23 protein-coding genes and 2 pseudogenes are annotated in these 22,828 nt (G+C 70.6%); 2 read left to right on the top strand and 23 right to left on the bottom strand.

The annotated features are described in order from the left end of the window. Positions 1–485: 485 nt before the first annotated feature. Together KMZ30_RS19290 and KMZ30_RS19285 are read right to left on the bottom strand one after the other, a co-directional pair. Complete coding sequence (locus KMZ30_RS19290) at positions 486–665, bottom strand: sigma factor-like helix-turn-helix DNA-binding protein (protein ID WP_215520136.1); 180 nt, start codon at positions 663–665, stop codon at positions 486–488. Positions 666–715: 50 nt separating this feature from the next. Beyond that, positions 716–1,258 carry a hypothetical protein gene (locus KMZ30_RS19285; RefSeq protein ID WP_215520135.1) on the bottom strand — a complete coding sequence of 181 codons (543 nt, stop codon included), beginning with the start codon at positions 1,256–1,258 and terminating at the stop codon, positions 716–718. A gap of 225 nt (positions 1,259–1,483) precedes the next feature. On the opposite strand from KMZ30_RS19285, the pseudogene KMZ30_RS19280 reads away from it, so the two are divergent. Continuing rightward, positions 1,484–1,662, top strand: a pseudogene (locus tag KMZ30_RS19280) (transposase); the annotation flags it as partial. A 184-nt stretch (positions 1,663–1,846) separates the two neighbouring features. Then, positions 1,847–2,821, top strand: coding sequence for an IS481 family transposase (locus KMZ30_RS19275; protein WP_215520134.1), 975 nt, complete (start codon positions 1,847–1,849; stop codon positions 2,819–2,821). A 13-nt stretch (positions 2,822–2,834) separates the two neighbouring features. Here KMZ30_RS19275 and KMZ30_RS19270 read toward each other — a convergent pair whose 3' ends face one another. The 21 genes and pseudogenes from KMZ30_RS19270 to KMZ30_RS19165 all read right to left on the bottom strand — a co-directional run bounded on the left by KMZ30_RS19270 (position 2,835) and on the right by KMZ30_RS19165 (position 22,434). Then, the gene (locus tag KMZ30_RS19270) at positions 2,835–3,494 is read right to left on the bottom strand and encodes a hypothetical protein (protein ID WP_215520133.1); all 660 of its coding nucleotides are present in this window, start codon (positions 3,492–3,494) and stop codon (positions 2,835–2,837) included. Then, on the bottom strand, positions 3,491–4,945 hold the full coding sequence (locus tag KMZ30_RS19265; protein ID WP_215520132.1) for a type IV secretory system conjugative DNA transfer family protein: 1,455 nt from the start codon (positions 4,943–4,945) through the stop codon (positions 3,491–3,493). The genes KMZ30_RS19270 and KMZ30_RS19265 overlap by 4 nt, the downstream gene beginning before the upstream one ends. After that, complete coding sequence (locus KMZ30_RS19260; RefSeq protein ID WP_215520131.1) at positions 4,942–5,400, bottom strand: hypothetical protein; 459 nt, start codon at positions 5,398–5,400, stop codon at positions 4,942–4,944. Before KMZ30_RS19260 ends, KMZ30_RS19265 begins: the two co-directional genes overlap by 4 nt. Positions 5,401–5,464: 64 nt before the next feature. After that, positions 5,465–6,802 carry an ATP-binding protein gene (locus KMZ30_RS19255; RefSeq protein WP_215520130.1) on the bottom strand — a complete coding sequence of 446 codons (1,338 nt, stop codon included), beginning with the start codon at positions 6,800–6,802 and terminating at the stop codon, positions 5,465–5,467. Between the two features lie 38 nt (positions 6,803–6,840). Further along, positions 6,841–8,025, bottom strand: coding sequence for a peptidoglycan DD-metalloendopeptidase family protein (locus tag KMZ30_RS19250; RefSeq protein WP_215520129.1), 1,185 nt, complete (start codon positions 8,023–8,025; stop codon positions 6,841–6,843). A 13-nt stretch (positions 8,026–8,038) separates the two neighbouring features. Further along, positions 8,039–9,559 carry a putative type IV secretion/conjugal transfer ATPase gene (locus KMZ30_RS19245; RefSeq protein ID WP_215520128.1) on the bottom strand — a complete coding sequence of 507 codons (1,521 nt, stop codon included), beginning with the start codon at positions 9,557–9,559 and terminating at the stop codon, positions 8,039–8,041. Positions 9,560–9,627: 68 nt separating this feature from the next. Continuing rightward, a complete protein-coding gene (locus KMZ30_RS19240; RefSeq protein ID WP_215520127.1) occupies positions 9,628–11,136 on the bottom strand; it encodes an SCO6880 family protein in 1,509 nt (502 codons plus the stop codon). A gap of 14 nt (positions 11,137–11,150) precedes the next feature. Beyond that, positions 11,151–12,548, bottom strand: a complete 1,398-nt coding sequence (locus KMZ30_RS19235) for a type IV secretion system protein (protein ID WP_215520126.1) — start codon at positions 12,546–12,548, stop codon at positions 11,151–11,153. Between the two features lie 2 nt (positions 12,549–12,550). Further along, positions 12,551–13,366, bottom strand: a complete 816-nt coding sequence (locus tag KMZ30_RS19230) for a hypothetical protein (RefSeq protein ID WP_215520125.1) — start codon at positions 13,364–13,366, stop codon at positions 12,551–12,553. Next, complete coding sequence (locus KMZ30_RS19225; protein ID WP_215512023.1) at positions 13,366–13,656, bottom strand: hypothetical protein; 291 nt, start codon at positions 13,654–13,656, stop codon at positions 13,366–13,368. Before KMZ30_RS19225 ends, KMZ30_RS19230 begins: the two co-directional genes overlap by 1 nt. Continuing rightward, on the bottom strand, positions 13,653–14,477 hold the full coding sequence (locus KMZ30_RS19220; RefSeq protein ID WP_215520124.1) for a hypothetical protein: 825 nt from the start codon (positions 14,475–14,477) through the stop codon (positions 13,653–13,655). Before KMZ30_RS19220 ends, KMZ30_RS19225 begins: the two co-directional genes overlap by 4 nt. Then, positions 14,474–14,716 carry a hypothetical protein gene (locus KMZ30_RS19215; RefSeq protein ID WP_215512021.1) on the bottom strand — a complete coding sequence of 81 codons (243 nt, stop codon included), beginning with the start codon at positions 14,714–14,716 and terminating at the stop codon, positions 14,474–14,476. The genes KMZ30_RS19220 and KMZ30_RS19215 overlap by 4 nt, the downstream gene beginning before the upstream one ends. Beyond that, complete coding sequence (locus KMZ30_RS19210; RefSeq protein ID WP_215520123.1) at positions 14,713–15,525, bottom strand: hypothetical protein; 813 nt, start codon at positions 15,523–15,525, stop codon at positions 14,713–14,715. Before KMZ30_RS19210 ends, KMZ30_RS19215 begins: the two co-directional genes overlap by 4 nt. Positions 15,526–15,714: 189 nt before the next feature. Continuing rightward, positions 15,715–17,129 (bottom strand): annotated as a pseudogene (locus KMZ30_RS22690) (integrase core domain-containing protein). Positions 17,130–17,316: 187 nt separating this feature from the next. Then, the gene (locus KMZ30_RS19195; protein WP_226905262.1) at positions 17,317–17,760 is read right to left on the bottom strand and encodes a protein-tyrosine phosphatase family protein; all 444 of its coding nucleotides are present in this window, start codon (positions 17,758–17,760) and stop codon (positions 17,317–17,319) included. Positions 17,761–17,984: 224 nt separating this feature from the next. After that, entirely contained in the window at positions 17,985–18,950 is a 966-nt protein-coding gene (locus tag KMZ30_RS19190; protein ID WP_215520122.1) for a hypothetical protein, read from the bottom strand. After that, the gene (locus tag KMZ30_RS19185) at positions 18,943–19,527 is read right to left on the bottom strand and encodes a TetR/AcrR family transcriptional regulator (protein ID WP_215512018.1); all 585 of its coding nucleotides are present in this window, start codon (positions 19,525–19,527) and stop codon (positions 18,943–18,945) included. The genes KMZ30_RS19190 and KMZ30_RS19185 overlap by 8 nt, the downstream gene beginning before the upstream one ends. 92 nt (positions 19,528–19,619) lie before the next feature. Continuing rightward, positions 19,620–20,369, bottom strand: a complete 750-nt coding sequence (locus KMZ30_RS19180; RefSeq protein ID WP_215520121.1) for an SAM-dependent methyltransferase — start codon at positions 20,367–20,369, stop codon at positions 19,620–19,622. A gap of 68 nt (positions 20,370–20,437) precedes the next feature. Continuing rightward, positions 20,438–20,989: an ester cyclase gene (locus KMZ30_RS19175; protein WP_215512016.1), complete on the bottom strand. Its 552-nt coding sequence runs from the start codon at positions 20,987–20,989 to the stop codon at positions 20,438–20,440. 40 nt (positions 20,990–21,029) lie between these two features. Beyond that, positions 21,030–21,905, bottom strand: a complete 876-nt coding sequence (locus KMZ30_RS19170) for an NmrA family NAD(P)-binding protein (RefSeq protein WP_215512015.1) — start codon at positions 21,903–21,905, stop codon at positions 21,030–21,032. 109 nt (positions 21,906–22,014) lie between these two features. Further along, a complete protein-coding gene (locus KMZ30_RS19165) occupies positions 22,015–22,434 on the bottom strand; it encodes a GNAT family N-acetyltransferase (protein ID WP_215520120.1) in 420 nt (139 codons plus the stop codon). Between the last annotated feature and the right edge of the window lie 394 nt (positions 22,435–22,828).

Below are 22,828 nucleotides of genomic sequence, written 5' to 3'. Positions count from 1 at the left end.
ACGTAGCGACCGCTGATCGCGGACCGGTGTGCGGTTCCCGAGCCCCTGTTGCCGCCGGACTCGACGACGGAGGTACGAGGATGGCGGGCGGCGGCCGCCCTCGAGATGTAGCGCCCCGTGATGGCGCTCCTTGCGTGGCCCTTGGCCATGGTGGGACCTCCAAGTCCCTCGTGCAGACGGCCGGTGTCGAGTACTCTCACGATGTCACCCGTGATGGCTCTTCGACTGGCTTCTGCTGGTTGGGGAGCCTCACTCTTGTGCGGCTCCACAGGCGGACCGGTTGGACCGTCTGATGCTTGCGTATAAGTGTCTGGCGCCTGCTCACCCCCCAGACTTCTTGGAGCGGATGCTTTTCGACTTCCACTCCCCCTGTGCTCGAGCAACGATTCGGCGCGCAGTGTCATCGGGAACCGACCGCCGTGCCGCTCTCGCGGACGGCGTCCCGAGGGATCCGCTGTTGACCTTCGCTCGGATCTCCGAGTTCCTCATGCGATACCTCTCTTCTTGGGTCGTGCTCGCTCGTTGGCGATCATGCGCTCCACGGTCTTTTCGCTCACCTCGAAGTAGTCGGCGATCTGGGCTTGCGTCCAGTCCTCGCCCCGGAGTCGCATGGCTTGCCGTACCCGGGGGTCCTTGATCGTGGACAGCGCCTCCTCGGCGGTCACGCCCGCAACGACCCGGGGTTCAGGGCCGCTGACAGCGCCCCGGTACACGCTCAGCAGGTCGTCGTTTTCAGTGAGTACGGCGCGATTGCGGTTCTCTCCAGCCCACCAGCGGCGGTAGATGTTCGGGAACCTGATGAGGCACTGCCCGATGAAGTACGTACGGAGAGTGGCTCCCTACGGTGATCCCACTTGCTCTTCATGAGCACGTCGTGCCGGAAGTGGAAGAGCGCCTTCGTTACCGTCTCGTAGGTCAGCTCGGCTACTTCGTCCTCGGTGAAGGGGCGGTTGGACGTCGGGAGCCCGCCGAAGCCCTTGGTCCGGCAGCGTTCAAAGATGATCTTTCGGCGGATCCGGCTGGCGATGACCGCGCACCCGTACTTGGCCAGTTCGTTGGCGAAGTAGTCCCAGAGCCGACCCTCGTACCCAGCCAGTGCCAGGCTTAGGTTGAGGTCCACGTCGCCGGCCATCCGGTCAACGGTGTCCGCGAGATCTGCGTGTCCGGCCTCGACGAGCCACGCCTCTGGCACCTGCTGTTGTACGGGCGCGCCAGAGGCGCCAGGCAGTTCCGGCTCGCTCTCTGGCTCTGAGTCCATACCTGTTTCTTCTCTCGGGGACGACCAGCGACTCCGTCGTTGGTTGTTCCCTCATAGGTGGGCCAACTACGCCCACCCCCCAAATCTGCGTCGACTTTTTTCAGGGTCGAGCACAGCCATTGTCCGCTGCCCCTCCGACACGCGGTGATGACCCGATGCTCGCGCGTCGCCTCGAAGTTCCCTGCCTCCAGCCGATAGAGCCCGATCCTGGCGGGTCTGTTCTTCACGAACGCGATCGAGTCACTGCACTCCCGCTACCGCCGCGCGGTCAGCCTGTGCGGGCACCCCCCACCGAGCAGGCCGCGCTGAAGACCAGCTACCTCGTGAAGCGAGGTATGGACCCCAAAGGCACCGGTCGGGCGCGATGGGCCGTGTGGTGGAAGCCCGCGCTGAACGCGTTCGCGGACGCACGCCGGCCGCCGAGAGCCTCTGAAGATGAACGCCAGGAACACCGTTCATCGGACACTCCCTCGCTACACGTCCTAGTTGTACTCGGCCACGAGGTTGGTGACGCGGGGGCGTTGACGACGAGGAGAACCTCCGGGTGAGGTGTGGATTGTCTAGGTCCTACGCCGCCCGGAGGTTCTCGTGGCCCACGCTAACGCTCGTCTCAATGTCCACGGCCGTCGTCTTCTCGTGGAGCGGGTCCGCCGGCAGGGCTGGGCGGTGGCCCATGCCGCGAAGGCGATGGGCATCTCGCGTCAGTGCGCGCACCGTTGGGTTGCCAGGTTCGACGCCGAGGGCGAGGCCGGACTGGTCGACCGGTCCTCCCGCGCGAGGTCGAGCCCGTATCGCACCAGCGCGGCGACCGAGGCCGCGATCGTGGCCGCACGCACCCAGCATCGCCGCGGGCAGGACTGGATCGGTCCCGAGCTCGGGGTCCCGGCCCGGACCGTCTCGCGAGTCTTGCGCCGCCACCACGTGCCGTACCTGAGGGTGTTGGACCCGCTGACCGGGGAAGTGATTCGCGCCAGCAAGACCACCGCGACCCGCTACGAGCGGGACCGGCCCGGGGAGCTGGTCCACGTCGACGTCAAGAAGATCGGGAAGAGCCCGGCCGGCGGTGGGTGGCGCGCCCTGGGACGGGCGGCCACGGTGGACCACCGGCACAAGAAGGTGCGCATCGGGTACGACTACGTGCACTCGATGGTCGATGACCACTCCCGGCTGGCCTACAGCGAGATCCTCCCGGACGAGAAGGGACCGACCTGCGGACAGTTCATCGAACGCGCCGCGGCCTACTTCGCCGAGCGTGGCATCACCTCGATCGAGCGGGTCATTACCGACAACCACTTCAGCTACCGCAAGAGCAACGACGTCAAGGCCGCGATCGCAGCCCTCGGCGCCAGGCACAAGTTCATCCGCCCGCACTGTCCCTGGCAGAACGGCAAGGTCGAGCGGTTCAACCGGACCTTGGCGACCGAGTGGGCCTACCGGCAGGTCTTCACCAGCAACGACGAACGCTCTTCGGCCCTTGCCCCCTGGCTCGAGCAGTACAACACTCGACGCCGACACACCGCCCTCGGAGGACTCCCGCCGATCAGCCGCCTGTCACCAACGTGATGGCCGAGTACACCTAGTCGAGGGTTTCTCCAGTGATGAGGTCGACCTGGTCGTGGTTGACGAGCCGTAGCCGGGGGGTGCGCGCTTCTGGGGGGACGGGCGCGTCGGTGAGGGTGTTGAGGTCGTTCTGGAAGTGGCGGCCTCGCTCGTCGACGGCGTTGTGGGCGAGGTGTCGCTTGTGCCGTCCTTGCGCTGGCCAGGTCTGGTGGTCTTGATCCTCGCACTGGGCTTTGAGTCGTTGGCGCATCCGGTCGGTGAAGGCGGGCAGGGCGTAGCGGTGCCACTCTTCGAGTGCTTCGGAGGTGAGGGCGAGGCCGGCGCGGCGTCGTAGGTCGGCGATGACGGCGATCTCGTGGACGAGGTGGGGGTGCTTGGGCCAGCAGGGCGGGATCATGGCGGTGGGGTCCCAGACGTACTCGTGGTTGATCCAGGTGGCGACTCTGTCGAGCCAGTCCCAGACTTCGGCGCGTAGCTCGGGGTCGATGCATGTCGGGGGGTCCCAGGGGCGGGCGAGGGCGGCGGGGTTGCCTAGGGCCTTCTTCTCGGTGTCGTCGCCGTAGAGGGCGACGTTGAGCTCGCGGTAGGCGTGCTCGACGCGTCGTCCAGGTCGGGGGAACCCTTCGAGGACGGGCTGCGGGCGTGGGCCGCGTCCGGTGCGGGTGTGTTCGCTCATGCCGGCTCGGTGTCGTTGTCGGCGGTCAGGCCGTGCCTGCGGGCCTGGACCAGCGCGGCGGTGGCGCGGGCTTCTGGGTCCACGGAGTGGCCTTGGCTGATGCTGACGTGCTCGCGAAGGCGGGCCTGGTCGGCGAGGAGCTGGCGGCCTGCTTTGCCTTGGATGCAGCGGTGCAGGTGGGCGATGATCGGGGCGCCGTTCTCGGACAGGACCAGGGCGTGCCGTTCCTTGATCTGCCGGATCTCGGCGCCGGTGAGGATGGCGATGTCGTCGGCGGAGTGCTGCCGGCCACCCATCCGGCCGGACTGCCAGGAGGTGCGGGAGATGCGGACCTCGCCGAGGAGGTCGGAGATCTCCCGGTTGAACGCGACGTCCTTGGAGCCGCCGAACACGATGAGGTTGTTGGTGAGGCTGACCAGGGTGCGGGCCTCCTGCTCGCCGAAGACCGCGGCCAGCTGGGGCCAGGCCTGGGCGGCCCACAGGAACGAGATGCCCAGCGCCCGCTCGTTGGCCATGCGGGTGCGCAGCGTCGGCAGGGGTGCGGTGGAGGGCAGCTCGTCGAGGATGGCGTGGAAGGGCGGGCAGAGCCGGCCCCACGGTGTGGTGTTGGCGACCTCGAGGGCGGTGTCCAGGACGTGCTCGGTGAAGGCGGTCATCAGTGGGGACGCCGAGGCGTAGGGGTCCTCCCGGCCGAGGAGGTAGAAGGTCCCGCCGCGGGTGATGACGTCGACGACGTCGGTGACGGGCCGTCCCGGGGAGGGGACGCAGCGGCGGCGGGTGTCTTCCTGGAAGAACAGGGCCATGGCCTGCTGCACGGTGGTGACCGTGTTGCCGGCGGTGCGGTCGTCGCCGTGCAGCGCGCCGTGGAGCAGCCCGGCCCAGAACGACGCGGCGTGGGGGTGGGCGCGCAGGATCTCGTGCGGCGCTGATGCTGCGACGGGATTGGCTACCCAGTGCAGGACGTCCTCGAGGCTGCGACCGGTGAGGGCTGCGGCGTGGAAGTAGCCCTGGAGCACCTTGGCGGCCTCGGCGGCGTAGAAGCGGGCCGAGTCGTCGCCGTGTCCGCCGGCGACGGCTCCCTTGACGGTTCCGGCGGTGAAGGCCTTGGCGCGGCGCTCGGCCACGAGCGGGTCGACGCACCCGCGGATGGGGTCCCACACCACCTCCGGCAGTCCGGGCACGAGACCGAACGGGTCGAGGGCGACGGCGGGACGGTCGCCGCTGGAGCGGGCGGTGAAGGTCAGCAGGAGGTCGTCGACCTTGGTTAGCGTGGTCAGTGCTGCACCGGGTGCGTTGATCAGCGCCGGGGTGAGAAGGTCCAGGGTCTTGCCGGACCCCTGCGGCCCGATCACGCCGGCGGTGCGGTCCCAGGGCACCCACAGCTGCCCTGCGCGGGGCTCGCGGGCCTTGCCGAGCTGCCAGCCGACGTCGGTGGGGCGTAGTCGTCTCATCGCGGGTCCCGCCGCGTCCCGCCGTACAGGTCGGGCCGGATGACCTTGGCCTGGCGGCGTAGCCGGGTCCGGCCCAGCAGGGCCTCGGCCTGCGCCGGGGTCGCCATGCCCTTGAGGCGCCCCGGGCCCCAGCGGCGCAGCGCCCACGTGGCCGCCGCGCCGCACGTCAGGAGGACCAGCAGCTCCACCAGCCCGACGCAGACCCACAGGAGGGTGCGGCCTGCGGGGGTGGCGATCCCCGACAGGCCTGCCGAGGGGTCGCCCTGCAGGACTCCGCCGAGGGTGCTGAAGAGGTCCTCGCGTCTGACGAAGGCCCACCCGTTGCCGGCGAGGAGGTTGGCGACCGAGCGGCCAGCCTGGGCGCCGAGCACCAACGCCACCGCGAGGACTGCGGTCCCTGCGACGGGGACCTCCCAGGTGAAGGGGTGCGGGTTGGTTCTGCGGGAGCGCTGCATGGGAGGACCTCCGGGTGCTCGGTGGCTGTTCGTCCTCCCTAAGCCGCCGGTCCGTGGTGTGGGGTCAGCGCGGCGGGGGCGGTGATCGCGGCCCGGGGCCACCCGGAGGGTCCAGTCGTGCGGGGTTGGGCCTGGTGACCTTCCCGGGATGGGGGCCGTCCTGGCCCGTGGCGCTGTTGTTGCGCAGCTCCTCGAGGCTGCGGATGCCGCTCTCCTGACCGGTGCGGCGGTCCTGGGGGTAGCGGGCCAGGACGAACGGGGCGAAGAGGGGGACGGCGATCGCGACCTGCCCATAGCGCGGGACGTAGATGTCGCCTTCCTTGAGCAGCTGGTCGCGCAACCAGCTCAGGTCGGTGCTGGCCCGTCCCAGTGCTGTGGCCAGCTCGGCCATGGCGGCGCGCCCTCCCAGGACCGCCAGGGCTGTCAGGAACTCTGCCTGCCGGTCGCTCATCCGGTCCCATCGGGGGCCGAAGGTCCGCATCTCCAGCTCCTCGGCCAGGCGCGGGAGGGCGCCTTCGACGTCGGCGAGGGTGACCGTGTCCGGGCCGGGGGCGGCGCGCCAGACCCGGTCGGCGAGCAGCTGCAGGTGGGCCGGGTAGCCGTTGGTGACGGCCAGCACCCGGTCGAGGGCGTCGGGCTGCCAGGTGACCTCGAGGTCGCGGGCGGGCTCGACCAGGGCGTACCGGGCATCGGGCGGTGTCAGGTTCAGGGGGATGTCCTGGACCGAGAAGAGGCGGTCGGGGTGGGTGACCCCGGCTGCGGTCAGGACCGAGGGTGTCAGTGGCAGGCCCGTGGCGGCGAAGGTGACGTTGGCCTCGGGGTGGTCGACGTTGAGGCGGTGCAAGGTCGCGGCGAGCAGCGCGAGGTCGCGGTGGGGGGCAACCTGCAGCTCGTCCACGGTGATGAGCAGCCCTGCCCCGGGGTGGTCCTTACCCACCTCCGCGGCCAGGCCGGCCAGAGCGGCGGCGAGCATCCCCGCGTCGGGGTGCGCGGCCTCGGTGGCGGGCTCTCGCATCGACACACCGCCACCGAAGCCGGCGACAGAGACGTTGACGCCGGCGACGTTCTCGAATGCTGCACGCGCACGACGCCAGGGCCCGGCCTCGGCCTGGGTCTGTGTGCGCGCCTGCTGCATTAGGGACCCGATCAGCCCTTCCCCGCCCTGCACCGCCTGCACGGACAGCACGATCGAGCCGTGCCGGTCGGCCTCGTGCCCGTAGGCCTTCAACAGTGCGGTCTTCCCTACCCCGCGAGGACCAACGAGGATGGTGTCGACCGCAGCGACCCTCCCCCGGGCACCGGTGTCGTTGAGCATGAGCCGCCAGTCACGCATGAGGTCATCGCGCCCGGCGAGCACCGGTGGCTGGTGGCCCGCACCGGGTGTGTAGATCCGTGAGTCCACGGCCAACTCCTCTCGTCTATAACTGTCGATATCTAGCCTCAGTTATCGGCTGCCGTGGTGGTGGCACGTCGGGTTGGCGTGTCGGAGACGGCTGCAGCCGCTGCGGGGGGACCCTCTCGCCGGCTGCTGGTGCAGTCGCTGGGCTGGGCGAGGACGCTTCCGCCGCCGTAGGCGGCTGCGTAGTGCAGGACGTCGTTGACGTACCAGTCGGCGTGGTTGTAGGCGAAGAGGGCCTTGCGCACGCCGTCGGCTCCCTCAGCGACCCCGGAGGCGGTGAGGTAGTTGGCTGCGGAGAACACCGAGTCGGCGTTGTTGTGGATGTCGGCGCGGCCGTCACCGTCGCCGTCGACTCCGTAGCTGGCCCAGGTGGCGGGCATGAACTGCATGAGGCCCTGGGCGCCGGCGCTGGAGGTGGCGGTGTGTGCGCCGTGTGCGGTCTCCTCCATCCCGATCCCGGCCAGCAGCGTCCACGGCAGGGAGTACCGCTTCGCGGCAGCGACGTACAGCGCCTTGACGTCGGCGGGGATCGGCGCCGGGGTGTTGGTCAGGGACGCCAGGCGTGGGGTGCCGGGTGGGGGCAGGTCGAACCCGCGGCCGGGCGGGGACTCGCGGGGGGTAGGCCGTGCGGCGCCGGGTTCCTGGGTGGGTGCGACGGCCACCCCGTTCAGGGGTGCCCCGCGTTCGAGCATGAAGGGGATGGGGTCGATGGCGCTGCCATCGCGGCGGACCTCGAAGTGCAGGTGGGGCCCGGTGCTCTTGCCGGTGGAGCCTTCCAGGCCCAGTGGCTGCCCGATGCGTACGGCCGCCCCGGCGCGCACGTCGGGGTTGATCCGGGCGAGGTGGGCGTAGGCGGTGTGGATGCCGCCGCCGTGGTCGAGGACGACGAGGTTGCCGTAGCCGCCGGCGGTGCCGGCGCTGACCACCGTGCCGGCTGCGGCCGCGACGACCGGGCCGGGCCCGGGCAGGGAGGTCAGGTCCTGACCAGTGTGCTCTTTCCAGATGCGCTCGATCGGGTGGAACCTGATCCCGAAGCCGCGGGAGCCGACGGCGTAGGCCTGGTGGAAGGGTGGGCGCCACGCTCCTGCCACGGGGGCGCCGGCAGCGGCGCAGCTGGTGGCCTGGACGGCGGCGGCGGTCCCGGCGGCGGTGATCGCGACCAGGAGCATGGGTGCCCCGATGGCCAGGATGGCGACCAGCAGGGCCGGGAGCAGGATCTTCTTCACGGTGGCACTGTCGTCAGATCGCGCCCTCGAGCGCCTCGTTGGTCCAGGTCAGGTGTTCCTCCAGGGGGTGCAGCCTGGTCTCGACCTTGTAGGGACGCTCCCCCACCAGCCACAGGGCCCGACCCTTGCGCTGCATCGCCCACCCGGTCATCACCTCGCGGGCCTGGTCACCCAGGCCGAGCATGTCGTCGAGCTCGCGGGCCACGCCCTGCTTCTGGCCGTGGAGGATCTTCACGTCCGCCAGGTGCATCAGGTCGCGGGCGATGTTGGCGGCTTGGGAGCCTTGGTCGCCGACGGTGAGCATGTCCGAGGGCTTGTGTGCGTTGAGCCACTGGATGTCGCCGCCTCGGCCGGCGACACCGCGGGAGAGGCGCAGGTCCTCATCGAGCGACTTCACCGCCTCGACGCCCAGCCGCATGGCCTTCCACACCTCGTCGCGCACGACGACGCGCAGGTCTCCGGGGTCGGCGATCTCGCGCATCCCGCGGCCCCAGCTGTTCAGGCACACCAGGGCCGTGCCGACTGCCTCGTCCCCCAGGGGGTTGAGCCTGGAGAGGGAGAGGGACTGGATGGGGGCTCGCCAGTCGACGTCGATGTTGGTCAGGTCATCGAAGAGGCCGGCCAGGGCGCCGGAGACGAGCTGGCCGAGGGCGTCGCGCAGGAGGCGGGTCTGGTCGAGGAAGTGTTGGCGGCTGGAGTAGCGGCACTGCTGGATGAGCCGGTCGGTGGGAGCGTCGAGGTAGTGCCACAGCTTGGGGATCGTCGTCTCGGTCAGGGTGGTGTTCCCGGTGCCGTACCCGGTGAGGTCCTCCAGGGCGGTCTTGACGACGGTCTCCTCGCTGGGACCGAACGGGACCCGCTCGCTGCCGATGCGCTGGCTGCCGACCAGGGCACGCACGAGGGTGAGCCACCGGGTGAACGCGACGGCGCTGCGGCTGCGGGCTGCTTCCGCGCTGAGGTCGGCCCACCCATGGGCCAGCGGCCCGAGCCCGAGGGGGTTGATCCGTGCCGGCATCCCGGGTCCGAGCGCGAAGGGAGTGACGCCGCAGAAGCGGCAGAGCCGCTCGTACTCGTCCTTGGGGTCGCCCAGGATCAGGATGCGGTAGCCGAAGTCGGTCATCCGCAGGCAGAACGCCTTGGTCGTGGCGGACTTGCCCGTGCCGGGCTTGCCCATGCAGACGACGTTGGCGTTGGTGACCGGGATGTCGTCGCGCAGGACCCACCCGACCGGGTCGGCGTGGAACGCCGACCCGGACAGCATGTCGATGCCCATCTGCGCCCCGGTCGGCGGCAGGCCCGGTCCGGCGATGAACGGCCAGAACACCGGCGCCTGGTCCGAGGTCATCCGGTAGGCGGTCACGGGTGCGCTGGCGGCGGCCCAGCCGCGGCCGGCGGCACGGGCGCCCCGGCGGGGCTGGTGGCGGAAGAGGCGGGCCTCCTTGGGTGGTGTCGGCTCCGCCCCGAGCGTGGGGACGTCGTGGCCGAAGTCGGCCAGCAGGCGGGTGACGTCGCGGCCGCGTGCCGTTCCGGTCATCTGGGTCTCCCGAGGGTGGTTGTGGCGTCTGGTCTGTGTCCGTGGGCGGGTCCGGCGGCCGTGGAGCCTCACCCGTCGCCGCGGCGGGTGAGGCTGATACCCATGGGCACCACGGATGCGGCGAACGCGACGTCCTGGGCCAGGTCGAGCCGCAGGCCGGCGAACCCGGCCGCGCGGATCGCGCCGTCGAGGCGGCGCCCGTACTCGGCCACCCGCAGGGTCTTGGGCACCGTGACCGTGCACACCGCGTACGGCTGGGTCATCGCGCTCCCTCGCGAGAGCCGCTCCTCACGTGCCCGGACCTGGGCGACCTCGTCGCGGCCCTTGGTGGACTGGCGCATCCTCGCCTTCTCCCGCAGCGCGCTGCCGACGTCGGCAGCCCACTCCCCCGAGGCCGCAGCACGCGCCGCCTTGCGCTGGGAGAGGATCGGGTAGGCCACCAGGAACGAGCGACGCTCACCGGTGGCGCTCGGCGCCAGAATCGGCGCCAGCGCTCCCAGCAGGGCTCCCTTGACCGGCAGGCGCAGGGTTGAGCTGATCGAGTTCCAGGCGTCGTGGCTGTAGTGCCGGGCCACGACGTCGGCGCCGGAGGGCCCGGCCATCGCCCACGGCACCTGGCTGTTGACCTCGACCCCGGCGGCCGCAGCGGTCAGGGCGTCGACGATGCCCGCACGGTCCCCGGGGGCGAACCCCGTCCGGCAGGCCACGGCGAGCTCGGGACTGGTCAGCCAGGTGATGTTCGTACAGCCCATCCCGCCCTTGAGCTGGGCTTCGATCTCGGCCATGACGCCGTAAAGGACCTGGGCGCGGGCCTCGACACCGCGCCCGGCCTCCCTGGCCGCCTTCCCCAACCGTGTCTCGGGGACCACGACCGTCACGAACGTCTCGGTCCGGACCGAGGCGCCGGTGAGGATCTGCTGCAGGTCGTTGTTGATGGCGCGCACCTGCCCGCCGGGGCCGCGGCGGTGGCGTGCCGTCCACTGGTCGCGCTCGGCGCCGTCCTCAGGGACCGTGCGCGTGAGGAAGAGGACCTCGTCGACGAGCTCGCCACGACCGGCCTGGTCGATGAGGTCCGCGAGCCCCTGGGCCATCCGGGACCTCTCGTCGGCGTCGCGCATGCCCAGCCCTGGGTGGACGATGGCGGCCGTGACCGCCCACGTCCGGGCGGCGTGGTTCTGGATCAGCGCCACCCGCCTGCCCTCGAGCCCGCTGGGTGGGCCCTCGTGGATCTCCACCCCGGCCAACGACCCGGGCAGGTCTGCCTGGTCGAGGTTCTCGACACCACCTCGAGCCGCCCTGGAGCTGAACCGGGTCCACCCCGCGACCCCTCCGGTCACGAACGCGGTCGAGGCCACCAGCCAGCCGGTCGCCGAGCGGCCGCGCACCGGCACCACCGTCACCAGGGTCACGGCGACGCTGGCCAGCAGCAGCAACCCGGCGGACGCCCATGCTCCGCGGTTCAGAGCGATGAACACCGGCAGCACGGACCCGGCGATCACGCCGGCCTGCCAGCCGGTCAGCCCGAACGGGAGCCAGCCGATCCGGGCCTTGGAGTAGTCGCGGTAGATCACGGTCATGACGTGTCCTTCTCTCAGACGGGGACGATCGGTACGGCTGCGGCAGCGGCGGCGGCGCCGCCCCCTGCGGCGGCACCCCCGCCCGCTGCGGCGCCGGCCGCGCCCGGGGCGCCGGCCCCTCCCACTCCTGCGGCAGCCGGTGTGGGAGGACTGGGCGGCGGCGGGGCGCCGGCGCCGTTGATCTCGGGGTTGTTCTGGTTGGCGCTGCTCGGGCCGCCGGTGTTGCCGCCCTTGGACCGTGCACCGCCGAAGTCCGGGATGTAGGTGTTGTGCCCGATCCCCATCTGGTTGGTCAGGTCGGCCCCCATCGTCGCGGCCGCGGTGCCGGCCCCCACGACCACTCCGAGGGCGTTGCCGACCGGGCCCAGGACCTGGCCTGCGGCCGAGGCGACCCGGGAGGTCGTCGCGGCCTCGGCTCCCACTTCGCCCTGGCTGCGCCCGGCGCCGTCACTGGTGGCGGCCGCCGAGGACTGCCCGGCGGAGCCGCCTTGCCCGAGCAGACCGCTGATCCCTCCTTGGGCGGCCAGGCCGGCTCTCATCGCCGCACCCGAGGAGGTGCCCGGATCCACGAAGGCCAGCAGCTTGAACAAGGCCAGCGGGGCGAAGCACCCGACCAGCAGCAGCATCGCGGCAGGCACCGCGGTCCCGATGGCCTTCTCGACGCTGTCGCCCGCGCCGAGCGCGATGCTGGAGGTGATCTGCACACCGAGGCCGAGCATCAGCATCATCACCACCGGGGTGAACGCGGCGGCGTGGAACCAGCGGAAGGACTTCCAGAACCAGGACCGTCCGCCCTCCCAGACCAGCCCGGCTGCGGAGATCGGCGCCGTAGCGGACAGCACGAGCAGGGACGCACCCCGCGCGAGCATGACCAGCAGGTGCCCGATCGCCGCGAAGACCAGGAAGATGCCGAGGATGCCCAGGACGGTGGCCATCGTGCCGTCGGTGATGTCCGCGGCGTCCAAGCCGCTCCACGGCTGCCAGGCCTGCATCGAGTCCACGCCCAGCAGGGCCTGCATCAGTCCCTTGGTCAGTCCGCTGGCGGCGGCCAGGAGCAGGACGGCGTACCCCACCCAGGCGACCCAGAGAATGACGTACTGCGCGACCCCGATGGCCACCCGCGCCAAGGAGTCCCCGTCTCGGCGGAAGGCGGCGGCACCGAGCTGCAGCATCATCAGGAGCAGGACCAGCGTTCCGGAGATCCAGAACGTCAACGGGTAGACGCTGCGCATGGGGCCTTGGGCGCTCAGGTCGGGGGTTAGGAAGGCGTCCTCGAGGCCCAGCACCAGCTTCAGCAGCCACAGCCCGGCGTTCCACAGGCCGAGCATGCCGGTGGTCCACCCGTCGGCGACGATCGAGGCGGCTGAGTTTCCCAGGTGCGTGAACGGGTCGATGACCTCCCACCAGTCCATCTCTAGCCCTCCCCGTCGGTGGGTCCGGAGCTGGACCAGGTGGCCCACCCGGCCTCATGGGCCAGGGCCGTCTCCGGCCAGGTCGACGGAGCGCGGGCCGGGGCGGGGCCGGCCCCGATCACCCATCGCCCCTGGAGCCACTGCATCCGTTCGCAGTGCCCGTAGGCGATGCGGGCGGTGCTGGCGACCTGGGCACGCACATCCATCAGGACGCACGCCAGGACCCAGTCCGGGCCGTCGACACCCTTGACCTGACCGGCCACGGGTGTCGCCGACACCAGGGGGGCAGCTGCGGAGCCGGCCCGAGAGGTGTGGAAGGCCTGGATGCTCCGGACCAACGCCCACTGCCCTGCCGGGGGCGTCCCAGGCTGCGCCCACGCCTGGTGCACACCAGTGGCGCGCTGTACCGACATGCTCTGCAGCACGGTGCTCTCGATGGCCGCGAGCTGGCCCAACGCTCCTTCGGGTGTGCGGGGAAAGCCGGTGGGTACCTCTGCCGCGCCCAGCTCGGTGGGGGCCGGGACCGTGATGGTCGGTCCGGGGTCACTGGCCGGGGTGCCGCCGCGCGCGGCCGATGGAGGGACGGTGAGCATCGGCGCGGCCGCGATGGCGTCGCGTCGCTGGGTTCCCGAGGGCAGGGAGGTCGGCGGCGGTCCGCCCTTCGCGGCCGGCTCCTCGAGCGGGCCGCGCACCGCGGCATACACGGCGTAGGCGACTCCGAAGACGGCAAGGAGGGCCGCGACCAGAACACCGGCCAGCGTGCGCAGCAGAGCGCGCCGGCTCCACGGGTCCCCCGGCTCGGTTCGCGACCCGATCATCAGATGCAGCCCGCACCGAGCATGCTGTCCACGATGCCCGGGCCGACGAGGTAGGCCAGCACGGCCAGGAAGACCAGCGCCACACCGACCACACCGGCCTTGCTGGCATGCGGCATGCCGAAGACCCGGCCGGCGACGATCGCGCCGATGCTGACGACGATGCCGAGCACGAAGAGGATGCCGACCCCCCAGAGGACGTAGCCCATGAGCTGGTCGGCGTAGCGCTGGGCGCCGGGCGGCGCCTGGGGGCAGACCCGGGTGATCTGGGCGGTGAGGGTGGGGATGTTCATCGGGTGGTTCCTTCCATGAGGTTGAGTTTCGGGGCGGTCAGTGCCAGGAGGTGGGCCGCTGCCTGTAGCAGCGGTGCTGGGAGGTCCTGTCCGGTCAGGCCCCGCTCGGCCAGGTCCTTGTCGGTCGGGATGCACTGCAGGCGCCCGGCGCGGCTCGCGTGGGTGCTCAGCGGACCCAGGCCGGCCTCGAGATGGCGTGGCCAGCGTCGACGCGCCGGCCCGCGGACGGTGATGGCCGGCTCGAGCGGGCTGAGCATCGTCAGGGCGTTCTCCAGTCGCCGTAGCCCCGGGGTGGTGGCGGTGGTGGTCACGACCGCCGACGCCGCCTCTGCGACGGTCCGGTTCACCCAGGACTGGCCGGCCAGGAGCTGGCCGAGCTCCCACCCGACGTCCAGGACCAGGAGGCGCTGAGGATCCTCGAAAGCGGGAGGAACCGGAACCTCGGCCGGGGTCAGCAGCGCCGTCGATGACCGAGCGAGGTGGACCTGGCCACGCCGCCCGATCCGCCACCCGTCAGTGGTCCCGAGCTCGGCGGTGGCGGCACAGGCCAGCCCGGTAGCGGTAGCGCTGGCGCACTCGATCACCTGAGCCGGTGCGGCGACCGTGGCCATCGCGACGGCCAGGGTCGAGACGCCGGCCTGCGGATGGCACCCGAGGATCGTGATGACAGGCCCGGGCGGCGACCACCTGCATTCCGGGTCCGGGTTCGCGACCCCGCGGCGCGGGCGAGGGCTGTCGCAGCGGAACTCTCCCTCGCGCACCGCACGCCAGGCACGCTGCAGCTCGCTGACGGACACCGGACGGGTCGCGGTCTGGGTCATGACACCCCCTGGCCGGTTCCGCGCTGCAGCCGCAGCACCTCACGCAGCTGCTCCCCGGGCAGGGCGGCCAGCTGGCGCTGGGCGGCCCACGCTCGCTGCAGCCGAGCCGCGGCCGCCCCCAGGTCTGCGACGGCGGCTCCCTCGTCGCGCGCATCGCGCACCAGCTGGGCCAGGTCCTCGTCGGTCGTCACCATCATCACCTCGCTCCCGGAAGCGAGGCGGGCCGGCTCAAGGGTCACGCGACGGCCCCCATCTGGGCGCGGGCTGCTGCGATGGCCTCCAGTGCCGCGGTCGCGCGCCGCCGGATGGTCGCCTCAGAGTCTCCGACGTCGGCGGCCACCGCGGCTCGGGCCGCCTGGGAGAACAGCCCTCCGCGGCCGCGATGGTTATGGGTGGGGTCGGCCTGGCAGGCGGCCACGGACAGTCGGTGCAGCAGGTCCAGGTCCCGCCTTTCGACCACCCCTGCTCGCACCGCCCACTCCAGCAGCTCGCCCAGCTCGACGGTCCTGTTGGTCGGCGCGCTGTAGCGCTGTGCCTCCAGAGCCGTCCACAGCTCCGCGTCGGGCTGCACCGGGACCGCCTGGGCCCAGGTGGCGTCGACCTCACGACCGTGCTCTCCCACCTCGAGGTCGCGAAGCACCCCGCGCCGAGTGTTCATCACGATGTTCGCGGCCACCTTGCGCCGCCGCTCCCACGCGAAGGACCGCACCTCCAGCCAGAGCTGGGCGGCCACGAGCTCGTCGATGCGGGAGGTCAGGGTCCGTAGCCGGTAGGCCACGACGCAGGCGCCGGGCAGCAGCACCCAGGCCAAGGTCCCGGCCGCGGCGAGGTCGTCACCCCCGCGAGGGCTGGCCAGAACGGCCAAGGCGTGCAGGACGTCGTCGGCCGCTGCGGGGTCCGCAGCCGGTAGCCAACCGGGCAGGTCGGTCAGGTCGCCGACAGCGGCCAGCGCCGGGTACTGCCGCCCCCAAGAGGGCCACCGGTCTCGTGCCTGCACCAGCAGGTCCTCGTCGAGGCTGCCCAGTCCCAGCTGCGTGGGGACGCTCATCACCATGTCCTTTCGTCGCGGTCTCACACGAGAAAGGTCGTGACGGGTCATCCCCTCACCCGTCCCCCCGACCTGGGGGGGACGGCGGGGGGACGCCGCCCGCTGCGCCTGTTTGCGCAGGTCAGAGGCATCCCCCCGAAAGATCACCTCAAGGTTGTGATGTCTCAGGACATCGGTGACAGTTCTGCCTCAGGACTCTGGTGACGGTGGATGTCTCGGGAGATCGGTGACGATCGACTCATGTCTCAAGACATCGGTGGCGGTTCCGCCGTGTGTCAGGACATCGGTGACAGTCGAGCCCTCGACCGAGGATTCGGGCGCCATCGGGTTGGGGCGGAGCTTGTCGGCGCTGACGTACTTGATGCCGGGGTCGGGCCAGTCGGCCTCGGCGATGTCGGTGCCGTGCTGGTCGAAAAACTCCAGGGTCGTGGCGTGGTAGAGGACGTAGGCGGGCTGGCCGGCGTATCGGCGGCCGATGAGGAACTCTGTGTGGCGCGCCCGAATCGTGCCGTTGCGGCGCACGGTCGTGGTGCGCAGGGCCTCGGCGACGGGCACCTGCTGGCGGAGTGCGCGGCGAGCCGGGGGTGGAGTGGACGGTGCGGTGGGCTTCGGCGTCGGGCGCCGGGTGCTGATGGTGCGCAGGGCGCTGGGGTCGCTGATCGGTGGCTCGGCAACCGGGATGGCGTCCCATGCCTCCTGCGGGGTGGTGCGGCCGGGCAGACCTTGGTGGGGGCGTTGGGTGTTGTAGATGTAGTCGAACTTCTCGACCTGGGCCTGTAGCTCGCGAAGCGTGCCGGCAAGTGGCTGCTTGTCGAGCCACCGGAACAGGGTCTGGTGGAAGCGCTCGTTCTTGCCCTGGGTGGTGGGCTTGTAGGGCTTGCCGGTGATGGGCTCGACGCCCAGCGCTTGAGGTGGGTGACCAGCCGGCCCAGAGCGCCGCGGCGTGAGGGGTTCAGGGCGTTGCCGTTGTCGGACAGCAGCCGTTGCGGGACGCCGTGCGCGGCGATGCCCTTGTTGACCACGGCGATGGCTGCCTCGGATGTCTCACCGAGGGCGACGTGGGAGGCGATCGCGAGGCGGGAGTGGTCGTCGATGAGGTGAAAGATCACGCACTTGCGACCGCCGGACAGGACGTACTCGGTGGCGTCGAGCTGCCAGCACGCGTTTGGGGCGGGGTAGACGAACCTGCGCCAGGCCGAGCGGGGCTTCTTCTTCGGCTCCAGCCGGGCCACGCCCTTCTCCCGGAAGATCCGGGCCAGCGTTGCCACCGACGGCACCGGCATCATGCCGAGGGCGAGCATCTTGTCGTGGACGCTGATCGGGCCGTAGTCCAGGCCCGAGGACTCGACCGCGGTCCGAACCCCGAGCGCCTGCTGCTTGACGTCCTCGGTGATCTGATTCGGCGACGACCGGGGTCGCCGCGACCGGGGCTCCAACGCTGCGGCCTGGCCCTCGGCTCTGGCACGGGCGAGGATCGCGTAAAACGTCTTGCGGGAGATCCGATGCTCGGCACAGAAGCTGGACACCGCCCCACGTGGCGCATCGGCAGGCCACAGCGCGATAGCAAGACGGACACGGGCATCTACGGGCTCATTCTTTGGCACCGCTGAAGCAGAGCCGCCGACCTAAGGTGGCCCTCCCCCGGGCCGCGCCTCGCGAACCGTCGTGAGCTTGCGGCGACATCAGTTGAAGGCAGCCGGCGCGTGTCACAAGCCGATCGGCTCGCGGAGCGCGCCCGTGCAGGATCGGCTCGCGGAGCGCGCCAGTGCAGGATCCCGCACTGGGGCACCGTTACTCCTCGCCAAACCGGACGACGAAGCGGCGTTGCCAGGGCGTTTCGATTGCGCGAGGGTGGTAGTGCTTGCGGACGAAGGTGACCGCCTCCCTGGCCGGCACTCCGTCCAACACGGCAAGACAACCGAGAGCGGTGCCGGTCCTACCGCGTCCACCGTCGCATGCGATTTCCACCCGCTCGTACCCGGCTCGGGTCCACGCCTCACGCAACGCGTCCCGAGCGTCCGCCTCGTCGGCGGGTAGCCGGAAGTCTGGCCAGCGAAGCCACCGCGTGTCCCAGCGCACATCAGCCGGCGGTTTCCCGAGCAGGTACAGCCCGAAGTCCGGCATCGTGCTCTCGGGCATCGGTCGGCGCAAGCCACGGCCACGCACGACTCGTCCGGACGGCAGGTTCAGCACCCCAGCCATCGTCGCGTCCCATTTCCGAGTCATCACGCTCATGATGCCCGAGCATGGGGGCCAAGGCCGCCGGTTCACCATCTGGGCCCACCGGTCTGGGCATGCCGGTAGCCGATGGGCTAGCGGAGCGACCCGGTACGGGGTGGGCTCGCGGAGCGACCCGGTACGGGATCGGCTCGCGGAGCGACCCAGTGCAGGAATGTCACGCGATACGTGCTGATCTCGCGCTGGGCTTTCGGCGCGTTGGTCGCGAGGGTATGAGCGGGTCAGATCGCGTGGACCTGCGTGGCGAGTGGCAGCTGAAGCCCACCCACCTGGATGGTGCCGGGCGTTGGGTGGGTTATGCGGAAGTGGTTGCGATCGATGGCGGACTCGACGAAGGGCAGTCCGGGGGCGTAGGCGAAGACGCCTCCGGTTGGGAGGTTCTCGAGGATGGTGCGGTAGGCGACGGCATATCTGATCGCCATGTCGGGCTGTGCTTGGAGGTGGTAATGGGTGAAGTGCAGCGAGAATCCTTGGTGGCTGGTCACGCACCTCCATCGCTTTCGCCGCAAGATCGGGTTTAGGAGCCAGTCACCGACGACGCATCCTGGGGCATCGGCATAACGGTCCAGGCCCCAGGCGTCGACCCCTCGGCGCTGCAGGTGCCGCACGAGGCGGGCGTGCGATCCGCAACCTAGGTCGAGGAGGCTGCCGCGCAACTGTGATGGATCCAGGCCGAGCAGCTGCAGCTGTAAGTCAGGTGAGTATTGGGCTCCGGGCGCTTCGATAGGGGTTGGGCCGGCCAGTCGCGTGATCAGGCGTCGCAGGAATCGAGCGTGCTCGTTGAAGACCGCGGGCGCCGATGCTTGCAGAGCCGTGAGAGAGGGGGCCATGCACAGTCGCTGCGCGGTGGTTGCCAGGTGCTGACGCAGCCCAATGGTCTCGACCGTGTCCCATCGAAGGAACTGCTGGTGCGAATGTATCCAGCTCATCGTTTGGAAGGTGAGGTTGCCGATTGGGTCGTCACGGAACCGGGAGACACCGGCACCTGTGGTGGGGGTTTTGGTGGCCTTTGTGATCTGGGGGCGCAGGCTCGGTGCGGCCTGCCACAGGGCGGTCAGAAGAGAAGAAGAAGGTGGCAGGAGCGGGCTCGGGTCGTGGAGGTGCCGCTCGAGTGGGAGTGCCCGGGTGCGTGAGGTCCTGCGAGCGAGCCCGGCCTCGAGCGCGAGGAGCGGGTCTAGGTCAGTCACCGGACTTCTCCGTGGCCAGCACGCTGGAGCGCACCATGTGGACCAGCCAGCGGCGGTACTCCTCAGGCGCTCGTCCGGCTCCTGCGGTCAGGCGGCGGACATCGGGCGAGTTGAGGATCCAGAGGGTACGAGCGTGCTCGTCGGGCTCCGCAGCGGGGGACAGCCAGCCGGCCGAGGCCCAGTGCTGGGCGACCATGCGGGCCCCGGCGAGGCGTTCGTCGTCCATGGTCTGCAGGAGCTCGGCGGCGGCGGGGTCGGTCGCACCGGCCGCAAGCACGGCATCGAGGAGTGGCCCGATGCGGTCCCCGACCGTGATGACCATGTCTGCCCACGCGATTGCGGCGCTCTCGGGAGTAGTGGCGTCGCGGATGGCTAGGGCGTGGGTACGCATGGCCATCGGCACGGGCTGGTCGTCCCCGGCAAGCGCGGTGTCGTATGCCGCTTTCAACAGGCCGGCCTTGCCGCCGAAGGTCTTGTAGAGGCTCTCTTGGGACAGACCGCTGCGCTGAGCGATGGTCTTGATCGTGGTGGCGGCGTAGCCGTGTTCGACGAATGTCTCGCGGGCGGCGTCGATCATCCGGCGCCGGTTGGCGTCAGCAGCGGTACTACGGGGCGACTTGTCCACGCTGCCTCAATTCGTCGTTTCAGGGTGCGGTCCGGCTTCTGGGTTCAGGTCGGGTGGATGAGCGTAATCGGCGCGGGCTCGTAAACGACCGGGATGGTCTCAACGCGATCGGGCAGGACTTGGTCACCGCGACGTGCGGCGACTCTGATGTAGGCCAAGGTGGCTCCCGCGTCGGCCTCGACGGCGTCGATCTCCGCGTGATTGTCTGGTGCCACGAGGCGCAGCCAGTCAAGCCATCGGCGCCATCCTTCGTGCAGGGTGTCGGCCGTGGCTATGTCTACGAGTCCGGTGCGGCTCCAGTGGTGGGACCACCACGCGGCGGAGTGCAGGCTCCACAGCGACGGCTCCCACCAGTGGGTCAGGGCGTCGGGGACGCGGTCGGGGATCTCGTTGACCAGTCCGGCGCCAGCGATCCCGATCATGCCCTCGCTGCGTAGCAGCGGGAGGAGGTCCAATAGGAACAGGTCATCGGTGCCGAAGTACCCGAACGAGTCGATGCCCAGGACCGCGTCGAAGAAGCCGCGCGGGAACGGGAGTCTTCGGGCGTCACCGTGCAGGGCGTGAACCTGGCGGCCGACCCCGGCGTCGTCGGCACGTCGCTGACGTTCCTCCGCGGGAAACCAGAGATCGACAGACCAGACCTCGACGTCGAACTCACGCGCCAAGAACACCGAGGACGCGCCACGACCGCAGCCCAGATCCAACACCCGCATGCCTGGCGCCAGGTCTACGACCTCGCACAACCACTCGGTCAGGATCAGTGGTGGGGCACCACCACTGACAGCGGCGGTCACCCACGCGGGGTTGTACCTCGAGGATCTCGCGAACCGATTCTCCTGCGAGGGGTGGGGCGTGCTCATGGTCATCGGTGGGCGCGTCGGGCGCGGCGAGTCGCCCGGGCACAGCGCCACAAGTATCCCGGGGTTGGGGGGATCCAGCCGAGCTGGGTGGCTTGCCCCAGGTCGTCGCGCACCGCCCAGTGCTCGATCACCAGACCGGCCGACAGCCGGCAGAAGTGCACCTGCTCGACCTCGAACTCCCGACCCGTGGGCGGGAACACCCGCTCGACCCCGCCGTCGGCGTCGTAGAAGGTGACCGGGCCGGCGTGGCGTCCGGACATGGTCGCGGAGACCACGACCAGGTCATCGCGGACCAGCACCTCGCCGATCGCCCAGGACAGGTCGGCGTAGGAGCCGCGCAGCCACTGCGCCGTGGCCCACGCCGCGGCCGGCCCGCGGCCGCGCGTCTCGGGAGGTTCGACGGAGGCCTCGCGGTTGCGGAACTCGGGGTGGTAGACGTCGTCGAAGTCGTCGCGGGTGCCGCTGGCCATGACGGCGACGGAGCGGGTGGCCAGGGCGGCCATCGGGTCGCGGGTGGCCTCGCCGTCGTTGAGGCCGGAGGTCGTGGAGGTCATCTGTTGGTGTTCCTGTCGTGGTGGTTGGTGCCGGTGCCGCTCAGGCGGCCGGCTGGAAGAGGTGGGCGTGGCGGTGCAGGAAGTCGCGCACGTCGCGGGGTGCGCGACCGAGGATGTCGGCGACGGTCGTGGTGGTGGCGGCGTAGGCGCCCTGGTCGAGCGCGGCGAAGAGACGGAGGATCTCGGCGACGACCGGCTCGGCCACGCCCTGGGCGCGCATTGCGGCTTGGGCCTGCTCCGGCGGGGCGGCCAGGTGCTGCACCGGGTGGCCCGCGATCTCACCGAGCAGGGTCGCGACCGCGCCGAGCGTGACCGGCTCGGGACCGGTGAGGTGCAGCGTGCGCTGGGTGACGTCGGGACCGGTGCCCCCGAGCAACACGTGCGCCGCGACGTCGGCGACGTCATCAGGATCGACCATCGCGAGTGGGGCGGAGAGCGGTGGCGAGGGCAGGAGGCCGTGCTGACGCACCTGCGGCGCCTCGCCGAGGAGGTTGGACATCAGGTAGGTCGGTCGCAGCACGACCGAGCGGATGCCGGACTGTGCCAGGTGGCGCTCGACGGCGGCGTGGGCCCGCCAGAATCCCACAGGTGCCTCGGGGTCGGCGCCGTGGGCCGAGACCTTGACGACCAGCGAGACACCCGCGTCGACGGCGGCGTCGATGACCGCGCACTCCTGCGCGACCTGGGCGGGTCCGTTCGCCGAGACCAGGAACACCCGGTGGACCCCGCTCAGCGCGTGGGTCAGGCGGTGGTGGTCGTCGTAGTCGCCCACCACCACCTCGGGTGAGCCGACGAGCGCGCCGGCACGGTCATCGTGGCGGACGAGGGCGCGCACCGGAACCCCACGACGGTGCAGGGCGGCGAGCACCCGCCCGCCGAGGTTCCCGGCGGCGCCGGTGACGAGGATGTGATTCATGCGAGGAGCTTCCTGATGGTCGAGGGACGGTGTGGAGTGGACCAGGGGAACGAGGGCAATGAGGGGAAGGCATCGGGGAGGCGAGGAACCACGAGCCGGGGGCGCCGCGTCATGCGCGTCGCATCCACAGGTGGCGGCGGGGCTGCCCGGCGTTGAAGAGGTCCTGCTGCTCGGGCGGCAGTGGCAGGAAGCCGCAGCGGCGGTAGACACCCTGCGCGTGCGTGTTGGCCGGATCCACGCGCAGCACGACGTCGGAGGCGAGGCTCGCGGCGTGATCGGCCAGTCGCCGCGTCAGCGCGCAGCCCCACCCCTCACCACGGCGTGCCGGGTCGACCACCAGGTGCGCGAGCTCGGCCTCGGACTCCTCCTCCTCCAGCCACACCTCGCCGTAAGCCACGGGGACCCCGTCGACGAGGAGGAGGCGAGGGATCGCCCCCTCCAGCGACGCCCACCGCTCCAGGTTGGCCCCGGCGTCCAGGGTGACATCGACCCATGTACGGGAGTAGGGCGACGACAGCGCCCCGCCCACCACCCGACTCGCCGCCCCTGGGACGACCGCTCCGAGAGTCACTCCATGTGGATGAGGTTGGCTCATCTGCGGTCTTCGCCACTGTTGCTACAGTTCACTGTATCGACATTACAGCGCGCTGTACGCCGAGGCAAGTGGTTCTATCAGGAATCCAGGCACTGACCGTTTGAAGCCGCGACTTGCAGCAGTACGCGAGCAGGTTGAACGACCTCGCGGCATCGCTGCCCGAAATATCGGTAGTGAAGATGTGCGTCACCTATGTCCTGATGGAGAACCGTCACGTATGTCCTGAGACATAACAGATCACCTCAAGGTGTTGCCCACAGCCGTGGCGCAGGGGACGTCAGGGCCGGCGGCGATACTGCCGGCGTGCCCGTAGACCCGCCCCGACGCC

This window comes from Phycicoccus mangrovi, from assembly GCF_018729305.1.
Classification (GTDB): Bacteria; Actinomycetota; Actinomycetes; order Actinomycetales; family Dermatophilaceae; genus Phycicoccus; species Phycicoccus jejuensis.
This window is presented reverse-complemented; position numbering and strand designations above follow the sequence as displayed.

What these genes read in the sequence shown, in the direction of transcription:
- KMZ30_RS19285 (WP_215520135.1), bottom strand. Translation starts at nt 1,258, where the DNA reads ATGGACTCAGAGCCAGAGAGCGAGCCGGAACTGCCTGGCGCCTCTGGC.
- KMZ30_RS19270 (WP_215520133.1), bottom strand. Translation starts at nt 3,494, where the DNA reads ATGAGCGAACACACCCGCACCGGACGCGGCCCACGCCCGCAGCCCGTC.
- KMZ30_RS19265 (WP_215520132.1), bottom strand. Translation starts at nt 4,945, where the DNA reads ATGAGACGACTACGCCCCACCGACGTCGGCTGGCAGCTCGGCAAGGCC.
- KMZ30_RS19260 (WP_215520131.1), bottom strand. Translation starts at nt 5,400, where the DNA reads ATGCAGCGCTCCCGCAGAACCAACCCGCACCCCTTCACCTGGGAGGTC.
- KMZ30_RS19245 (WP_215520128.1), bottom strand. Translation starts at nt 9,559, where the DNA reads ATGACCGGAACGGCACGCGGCCGCGACGTCACCCGCCTGCTGGCCGAC.
- KMZ30_RS19240 (WP_215520127.1), bottom strand. Translation starts at nt 11,136, where the DNA reads ATGACCGTGATCTACCGCGACTACTCCAAGGCCCGGATCGGCTGGCTC.
- KMZ30_RS19235 (WP_215520126.1), bottom strand. Translation starts at nt 12,548, where the DNA reads ATGGACTGGTGGGAGGTCATCGACCCGTTCACGCACCTGGGAAACTCA.
- KMZ30_RS19230 (WP_215520125.1), bottom strand. Translation starts at nt 13,366, where the DNA reads ATGATCGGGTCGCGAACCGAGCCGGGGGACCCGTGGAGCCGGCGCGCT.
- KMZ30_RS19225 (WP_215512023.1), bottom strand. Translation starts at nt 13,656, where the DNA reads ATGAACATCCCCACCCTCACCGCCCAGATCACCCGGGTCTGCCCCCAG.
- KMZ30_RS19220 (WP_215520124.1), bottom strand. Translation starts at nt 14,477, where the DNA reads ATGACCCAGACCGCGACCCGTCCGGTGTCCGTCAGCGAGCTGCAGCGT.
- KMZ30_RS19210 (WP_215520123.1), bottom strand. Translation starts at nt 15,525, where the DNA reads ATGAGCGTCCCCACGCAGCTGGGACTGGGCAGCCTCGACGAGGACCTG.
- KMZ30_RS19195 (WP_226905262.1), bottom strand. Translation starts at nt 17,760, where the DNA reads ATGAGCGTGATGACTCGGAAATGGGACGCGACGATGGCTGGGGTGCTG.
- KMZ30_RS19185 (WP_215512018.1), bottom strand. Translation starts at nt 19,527, where the DNA reads ATGATCGACGCCGCCCGCGAGACATTCGTCGAACACGGCTACGCCGCC.
- KMZ30_RS19175 (WP_215512016.1), bottom strand. Translation starts at nt 20,989, where the DNA reads ATGACCTCCACGACCTCCGGCCTCAACGACGGCGAGGCCACCCGCGAC.
- KMZ30_RS19170 (WP_215512015.1), bottom strand. Translation starts at nt 21,905, where the DNA reads ATGAATCACATCCTCGTCACCGGCGCCGCCGGGAACCTCGGCGGGCGG.